The sequence below is a fragment of the Klenkia terrae genome (genome assembly GCF_037083865.1).
Taxonomy (GTDB): Bacteria; Actinomycetota; Actinomycetes; order Mycobacteriales; family Geodermatophilaceae; genus Klenkia; species Klenkia terrae.
The window spans coordinates 23,686-31,339 of the sequence record NZ_JBAPLV010000036.1 but is presented as its reverse complement, the minus strand read 5'-3'; the positions used below and the strand labels follow the sequence as shown (position 1 = coordinate 31,339).

General features: G+C 74.2%; 7 protein-coding genes. 2 read left to right on the top strand and 5 right to left on the bottom strand.

Features of this window, described 5'->3' with window-relative positions; translation table 11 throughout:
- Positions 1-56: 56 nt before the first annotated feature.
- A complete protein-coding gene (gene uvrA, locus UXQ13_RS21715) occupies positions 57-2,480 on the bottom strand; it encodes an excinuclease ABC subunit UvrA (protein ID WP_336392948.1) in 2,424 nt (807 codons plus the stop codon).
- Between the two features lie 54 nt (positions 2,481-2,534).
- On the opposite strand from uvrA, the gene fae reads away from it, so the two are divergent.
- Together fae and UXQ13_RS21705 are read left to right on the top strand one after the other, a co-directional pair.
- Positions 2,535-3,047, top strand: a complete 513-nt coding sequence (fae, locus tag UXQ13_RS21710) for a formaldehyde-activating enzyme (protein ID WP_336392947.1) — start codon at positions 2,535-2,537, stop codon at positions 3,045-3,047.
- A gap of 75 nt (positions 3,048-3,122) precedes the next feature.
- On the top strand, positions 3,123-4,739 hold the full coding sequence (locus tag UXQ13_RS21705; RefSeq protein ID WP_336392946.1) for a glycoside hydrolase family 13 protein: 1,617 nt from the start codon (positions 3,123-3,125) through the stop codon (positions 4,737-4,739).
- Position 4,740: 1 nt separating this feature from the next.
- On the opposite strand, the gene UXQ13_RS21700 is transcribed toward UXQ13_RS21705, so the two are convergent.
- The 4 genes from UXQ13_RS21700 to UXQ13_RS21685 all read right to left on the bottom strand — a co-directional run bounded on the left by UXQ13_RS21700 (position 4,741) and on the right by UXQ13_RS21685 (position 7,637).
- The gene (locus UXQ13_RS21700; RefSeq protein ID WP_336392945.1) at positions 4,741-5,760 is read right to left on the bottom strand and encodes an AAA family ATPase; all 1,020 of its coding nucleotides are present in this window, start codon (positions 5,758-5,760) and stop codon (positions 4,741-4,743) included.
- A 29-nt stretch (positions 5,761-5,789) separates the two neighbouring features.
- Positions 5,790-6,365: a TetR/AcrR family transcriptional regulator gene (locus tag UXQ13_RS21695; RefSeq protein WP_336392944.1), complete on the bottom strand. Its 576-nt coding sequence runs from the start codon at positions 6,363-6,365 to the stop codon at positions 5,790-5,792.
- Positions 6,358-7,191, bottom strand: a complete 834-nt coding sequence (locus tag UXQ13_RS21690) for an alpha/beta fold hydrolase (protein ID WP_336392943.1) — start codon at positions 7,189-7,191, stop codon at positions 6,358-6,360. The genes UXQ13_RS21695 and UXQ13_RS21690 overlap by 8 nt, the downstream gene beginning before the upstream one ends.
- Before the next feature lie 92 nt (positions 7,192-7,283).
- Positions 7,284-7,637, bottom strand: a complete 354-nt coding sequence (locus tag UXQ13_RS21685; protein WP_225235267.1) for a VOC family protein — start codon at positions 7,635-7,637, stop codon at positions 7,284-7,286.
- Between the last annotated feature and the right edge of the window lie 17 nt (positions 7,638-7,654).

Below are 7,654 nucleotides of genomic sequence, written 5' to 3'. Positions count from 1 at the left end.
GTCCTACGTCCCGGCCCCTACCGCCCCGCTGTCAACAACCTCATGCACCGCAACAGCTAGACCTCGACTGCACGTGTCCGACCAGCGAGGAAGCGCGCGGTGGTGCTGTCCGCCCCGGCCACCTGCTCGGGCGTCCCCGCGGCGACGACGCGACCGCCGGCGTCGCCACCACCGGGCCCCAGGTCCAGCACCCAGTCCGCCTGCGCCACCACGTCCATGTCGTGCTCCACCAGCACCACGGTGTTCCCCGCGTCCACCAGGGACTGCAGCTGCCGCATCAGCACCTCAACGTCGGCCGGGTGCAGGCCCGACGTCGGCTCGTCCAGCACGTAGAGCGTGTGCCCGCGCCGGGCCCGCTGCAGCTCGCTGGCCAACTTGACCCGCTGTGCCTCTCCGCCGGACAGCTCCGTCGCCGGCTGGCCCAGCCGCAGGTAGCCCAGCCCCACCTCCGACAGCGCGGTCAGGCTGCGCGCGGCGGCGGGCACCTGGGCGAAGACCTCGTGCGCGGTCTCGACGGTCAGGTCCAGCACCTCGGCGATCGTCCGGCCGTCCAGCGTGACCTCGAGCGTCTCGGCGTTGTACCGGGCTCCGCCGCAGGTCGGGCACGGCGCGTACGTCCCGGGCAGGAACAGCAGCTCGACGGTCACCGCGCCCTCCCCCTGGCAGGTCGGGCAGCGGCCCTCGACGACGTTGAACGAGAACCGCCCGGCCGACCAGCCGCGGGCCCGTGCCTCGTCGGTGGCCGCGAACAGCTTCCGGACGACGTCGAACAGGCCGGTGTAGGTCGCCAGGTTCGACCGGGGCGTCCGGCCGATCGGCTTCTGGTCCACCCGCACCAACCGGTCGACCCGCTCCAGCCCGCGCGCCCCGACACCCCCGACGTCGAGCACCTCGTGCTCCTCCTCGTCAGGAGGGGTGCCGAGGTGCTGGGCCACCACGTCGGCCAGCACCTGGCTCACCAGCGTCGACTTCCCCGACCCGGACACCCCGGTGACCGCGGTCAGCACGCCCAATGGCAGCACCAACTCGACGTCGCGCAGGTTGTGCCGGGTGATCCCGGTCAGCACCAGCTCCCCCGACGACGAGCGCCGCTGACGGGCCACGGGCGGCCGGTCGACCAGGAACCGGCGGGTCACCGACTCCTCCACCTCGGCCAGACCGGCGACCGGCCCGCTGAAGAGCACCCGCCCGCCGTGCACGCCGGCGTGCGGACCGACGTCCACGACCCAGTCCGCCCGCCGGGCCAGCGCCATGTCGTGCTCGATGACCAGCAACGAGTTGCCGGCGGCGGTCAGCTGGTCCAGCACCGTCAGCAGCTGCTCGGTGTCCGCGGGGTGCAGCCCGGCCGACGGCTCGTCCAGCACGTAGACCACGCCGAACAGGCCCGAGCGCAGCTGGGTGGCGATCCGCAGCCGCTGCAGCTCCCCCGGCGACAGCGTCGGCGTCGTCCGGTCCAGGCTGAGGTAGCCCAGCCCCAGGTCGGTGAGCACCGCCATCCGGGCGACCAGGTCGGCGACGATGCCGCGACCCACCTCCGGCAGCTCCGCGGCCTCCAGCACCGGCACCAGCTCGGTCATCGGCAGCGCGGTGAGCTCGGCGATGTCCCGCCCGGCCACCGTGACGGCGAGGGACTCCGGCCGCAGCCGGCCGCCGCCGCACACCGGGCACGGCCGCGTGGTCACGTACTGCATCACCCGGCGGCGCATCGTCGGGCTCTTCGTCGCCGCCAGCGTGTGCATCACGTACGCCCGGGCGCCCTGGTACCGGCCGACGTAGTCGCGCTGGATCTGACCCGGCCCGCGCACCGGGTGCACGGTCACCTCGGGCTGCTCGTCGGTGAACAGGATCCAGTCCCGCTCCTGCGCCGGGATGTCCCGCCACGGCCGGTCGATGTCGTGGCCGAGCTCGGTGAGGATGTCGCGCAGGTTCTTGCCGTGCCAGGCACCCGGCCACGCGGCGACCGCGCCGTCCCGGATGCTCAGCGACGGGTCCGGCACCAGCGTCTGCTCGGTGACCTCGTGCACCGAGCCGAGCCCCGAGCACTCCGGGCAGGCGCCGGCCGCGGTGTTCGGCGAGAACGCGTCGGAGTCCAGCCGCGGCGCACCCGGCGGGTAGGTCCCGGCCCGGGACAGCAGCATCCGCAGCGAGTTGGACAGCGTCGTCACCGTGCCCACCGTCGAGCGGCTGCTCGGCGTCCCCCGGCTCTGCTGCAGCGCCACCGCCGGCGGCAGCCCGGTGATCTCCTCGACCGCCGGCGCCCCGACCTGCTGGATCAGCCGCCGCGCGTAGGGCGCCACCGACTCGAAGTACCGGCGCTGCGCCTCGGCGTAGATGGTGCCGAACGCCAGCGACGACTTGCCCGACCCGCTCACGCCGGTGAACACGACCAGGGAGTCCCGCGGGACGGCGACGTCCACGTCCTGCAGGTTGTGCTCGCGGGCCCGGCGGACGCGGATGAAGGGGTCACGGTCGTCGGCCACCGGTCCAGGCTGCCCTGCCGGTGTCGGGCCTCGTCGCGCGGGGAGACTGAGCGCGTGCTGATTGGTGAGAGCTTCCAGGGCAGCGGTCCGGACGTCGCCCACGTCAACACCGTGCTCGGCCCGCGGCTGGGTCCGGTGGGCACCGCCTGGGCCACCGCGCTCGCCACGCCGTCCCAGGGCCACGCCCCGTTCGTGGTCTGCCTGCAGCCGGGCACCGCGGTGAAGCCGTTCACCCTCTTCGTCACCAAGTCCGCGCCGGAGACCGCCGCGCACCGCACCCTCACCTGGGGCGCCGCCCAGGCGGGGGTCGCCGCCGGGGTCGCGGACGCGGTCAGCGAGGGCGTGCTCGCCCCGGAGCAGTGCGAGGACGACGTCGTCATCGCCGCTGTCTGGGTGAACCCCGACGCCGCCGACGCGGACGCCGTCTACGAGAACAACCGCGTCGCCACCCTCGAGGCCCTGCGCAACAGCGTGCAGGGCCTCCCCGGTGCCGACCAGCAGGCCGCGGCCCGGCGGCAGGTGTCCAACGGCTTCTACCCCGGACCGGGCGCCCCGACCACGGAGTGATCTGCTGAAACCCCGGCCGCAGGACTGGTGACTCAGGCCACACAGCGGCACCGCACAGCTGCCGATGACGGAGTCATGGCAACCCGGTTGGCAGCGCTGCCGTCCCCTGCCGCGCCCGCGCCCACCCAGGAGTGGTGGCGCTCGGCCGTGGTCTACCAGGTGTACCTGCGCTCGTTCGCCGACTCGGACAGCGACGGCATCGGTGACCTGGCCGGCCTGCGCTCGCGGCTGCCCTACCTGGTCTGGCTCGGCGTCGACGCGCTGTGGATCAACCCGCACTACCCCTCCGGCGGTGCGGACGGCGGCTACGACATCGTCGACTACCGCGCCGTCGACCCCGACTACGGCGACCTGGCCGACCTCGAGGCGCTCATCGCCGACGCCCGCGCGCTCGGGCTCAAGGTGATCCTGGACGTCGTCCCCAACCACACCTCCGCCCAGCACGCCTGGTTCCGGGCGGCCCTCGCCGACCCCGACGCCCCCGAGGCGTCCCGGTACCACTTCGCCCCGGCGTCCGAGCAGCCGCCGAACAACTGGCAGTCGCTGTTCGGCGGACCCGCCTGGTCACGCACCCCCGACGGCCGCTGGTACCTGCACCTGTTCGCCCCCGAGCAGCCCGACCTCAACTGGCGCGACCCCGCCGTCGCCGAGGACTTCGACGCCACCCTGCGGTTCTGGCTGGACCGCGGCGTCTCCGGCTTCCGGGTCGACGTCGCCTACGGCCTGGTCAAGGACGCCGGGCTGCGCGACAACCCCGGCACCTACTCCCCGACCCTCTTCGGCCACGGCCCCGAGCAGGCCATGACCTGGAACCAGCCCGAGGTGCACGACGTCTGGCGCCGCTGGCGGGCGATCTGCGACGAGTACCCGGACACCATGCTGGTCGGCGAGGTCTGCCTGGCCGACCTGGAGCAGGTCGCGCTGTACTCCCGCCCCGACGAGATGCACCAGTCGTTCTCCTTCCGGCTGATCAAGTCCGGCTGGGACGCCGCCGCCTTCGCCGACGGCGTGCAGACCGCGCTGGACGCCTTCGCCACCGTCGGCGCCCCGGTCTCCTGGGTGCTCGGCAACCACGACAAGGACCGCCAGGTCAGCCGGTTCGGCGGCGGCGCGCTGGGCACCGCCCGCGCCCGGGCCGCGGCGCTGCTGATGCTGTCGCTGCCCGGCTCCCCCTACCTCTACGCCGGCGACGAGCTCGCCCTGCCGCAGGCCGTCGTCCCCGACGAGGCCAAGCTCGACCCGATCTTCCACCGCAGCGGCGGCGCCCGGGCCGGCCGCGACGGCTGCCGCGTGCCCATGCCGTGGAACGACTCTGCCGGCGTCGGCTTCTCCCCCGACGGCGCCGCCGAGCCGTGGCTGCCGATCCCCGCCAACTGGGCGCAGCACGCCGTCTCCCGCCAGACCCGGGACGGCGGTTCCACCCTCACCCTCTACCGCCGGGCGCTGGCCCTGCGCGCCGCGCACCCGGCGCTGGGCTCGGGGACGGCGACGGTGAGCACCAGCGGCGACGTCCTCACCGTCCGCTGCGCCGGGGACGACGAGACCGTGACCTGCGTGCTCAACATGGGCACCGACACCGCCCTCGTGCCGCACGCCGGCACCGTCCTGCTGGCGTCGTCCACCCACGTCCGCAGCGCGCACGGCACCGTCGCGCTCCCCGCCGACACCGCCGTCTGGCTGCTGGAGGACTGAGCTACCCGAGCCAGCGCTGCCAGCGGGACAGCTCCGGCGGGGACACCGGCTCGCCGAGCAGCGCGCGGGCGGCCTCGGCGACGTCCCCGGCGGTGAGGGTGGTGACCGCGGTGCGGTCCAGGTCCTCCGCGCTGCCGTCGCGGGTCAGCCGCAGCGCCTGCCGGTTGAGCGACTGCTCGAACAGGGTGCGGGCGAAGCGGGCGTTGCCGGTGTCCTCACCGGCCCGGATGCCGGCCAGGGTGGCGCGCAGCGTCGTCTCGGCGCCGGGTTCGAGCACGTACTCGTGCTGGGCCACGATGCTCACGAAGATCGCCTCGAGCTCGGCCGTCGAGTAGTCGGGGAACCGGATCTCCCGGCCGAACCGGGAGCGCAGGCCGGGGTTGGAGGCCAGGAAGGCCTCCATCAGCCGGGGGTAGCCGGCCACGATCACCACCATGCGGTGCCGGTGGTCCTCCATGCGCTTGAGCAGGACCTCGATCGCCTCGGGGCCGAAGTCGTTGCGCCCGTCGCCCTCCGGGGCCAGCGAGTAGGCCTCGTCGATGAACAGCACGCCGTCCAGCGCCGAGCGGACCACCCGGTCGGTCTTGATCGCGGTCGCCCCGACGTGCTGCCCGACGAGCGCGGCCCGGTCGACCTCCACCAGGTGGCCCTTCTGCAGCAGGCCGACCGCCCGGTACATCTCGGCGAGCAGCCGCGCGACCGTGGTCTTGCCGGTGCCCGGGTTGCCCAGGAACACCAGGTGCTGGGACGTCGCCGCCTCCGGCAGACCGTGCTGCTTGCGGCGGGCCTGCACCTGCAGGAACGCGACCAGCGCCTGCACCTGCTCCTTGACCGCCTCCAGGCCGATCAGCGCAGCGAGGTCCGCCTGGATCGCCGCCAGCGGCCGGGCCGGCGCGGACCGACCACCGAAGAGGTCGCTCACCAACTCGTCCACGCCGCGCCCGCCGGGCCGCGGCAGCTGCTCGCCGAGGCGGCCGACGGTCTCGCGGAGCTCGTCCAGCGGCCTGCGGGTGGACGACATGCCCCGAATGTAGGCGGCGCACGGGCGGGTCAGCGCGGTGCGGCGCTGCCCCGCAGGCCGCGGTCGAGCAGGTCGACCAGCCACTCGAAGCTCTCGTCGACGTCCGCGGACCACCGGAAGCCCTGGGCGGACTGCAGGGTGGCGTAGCCGTGCAGCGCGCTGCGCAGCGTCCGCAGCGCGTGGTCCTCGTCGGCGGCGGGGAGGTCGTACCCGCGCAGCACGGCGCGGAAGGAGTCCAGCGCCCGGGACGCCGCCACCGCCATCGAGTCGTCCGGCCCGGTCGCCTCGATCCCGATCGTCGCCGCGTACCGCCCCGGGTGGGTCAGCACGTAGGCCCGGAAGGCGTGGGCCGCCGCGGCGAGGGCGTCGCGCCCGGACAACCCCTGGATCGCGGCGCCCACCGCCTGCGCCGCCTCCTCGAGCGCGAGGGCGGCGATCCGGCGGACCAGGTTCTCCTGCCCGGCCACGTGCTTGTACAGCGACGGCGTCCGGACGCCGACCCGCTCGGCCAGTCCGCCCATGGTCAGCGCGCCGAAGCCCACCTCGTCGGCCAGCGCCGCCCCGGCCGCGACGACCGCGGCCGGGTCCAGCCCGGCCCTAGGCACCGACGGACTCCAGGAACGGCAGGACGGCGGCGGCCACCTCGTCGGGGAACTGTGCGTGCGGGTAGTGCCCGGCGCCCTCGATCATCGTCAGCCGGCCGATGCCGTCGGGCAGCTCGGCGAGGATGGCCTCGCCCTCGGCCTGCGGCGAGGCCCAGTCGGGGTCCAGCGTGCCCTGCACGACGAGCACGGGGCAGCGGACGTCGGGCAGCGCGGCGCCGGCGTCGGTGGCCGCGGTGGTGCCCATCTTCTGCAGCGCCTTCATCCGGCCCGGCTCGGCCAGCTCGGCATCCATCTGCTCGAGCCGCTGCGTCCAGTCGGCCGGCCGGGCGCCGGGGTAGGCGACCTCGAGGTACTTGCGCCACTGGTTGGCGCTGCCCAGCACGCCCATGAGGACCAGGTGCCGCATGCCGCGGCGGAACCGGGACGAGCGCAGGCTCCCCAGCGAGACGGCCTGCTTGCGGGTGAACGGCGTCAGCTCGACCACCGCGGTGACCAGCTCGGGCGCCTGCGCCGCAGCGACGGTGACCGCCCCACCGGAGATGGAGTGGCCGACCAGCACGGCCGGACCGCCCAGGTGCCGGACGAGGGCGAGCAGGTCGCCGGCGATGTCCGTGCGGCTGTAGGAGGGCCACACCGCGCTGGACTCCCCGCAGCCGCGCAGGTCGGTGTTGGCGACCCGGTAGCCCGCGGCGACGAGCTGCGGGACGAGGAAGCGGTAGGCCGCGCGGCTGTCGCCCATGCCGTGGGCGAGCACCACCAGCGGGCCGGTCGTCCCGGTCACCTCGTAGGCCAGCGTGCCGTCCGCGACGGTCAGGTACTCGGTCATCTCGTCCTCCATAGCTAATGTTGTTAGCTGAAGGCTAAGGGTATTAGCCAACCGGTGTCAAGCGGTCGCGGGGACGGGTCACGGGGCTTCGCTCACGACGGCTGCCAGAGCTCCACCCGGTTGCCCTCGGGGTCGGTGACCCAGCCGAAGCGCCCGACGCCGTCCTGGTCCTGCACGTCGTCGGAGACGTCAGCGCCGGCGGCCCGCAGCTGGTCGAGCATCGCGTCCAGGTCGCGGACCCGGAAGTTGAGCATCACCTGCTGGGCGGGCGAGCCGAAGTAGTCGGTGTCGGCGTCGAAGCCGGAGAACACCGTCGGCCCGGCCTGCTGCTCCCACGGCGCGTCCGGGTCCAGGCCGATGCCGAGGTGGTCCCGGTACCAGGCGTTCAGCGCCCCCGGGTCGGCCGCGCGCACGAAGTACCCACCGATGCCCAGGACGCGTTCCATCCCGGCATCCTGCCGCC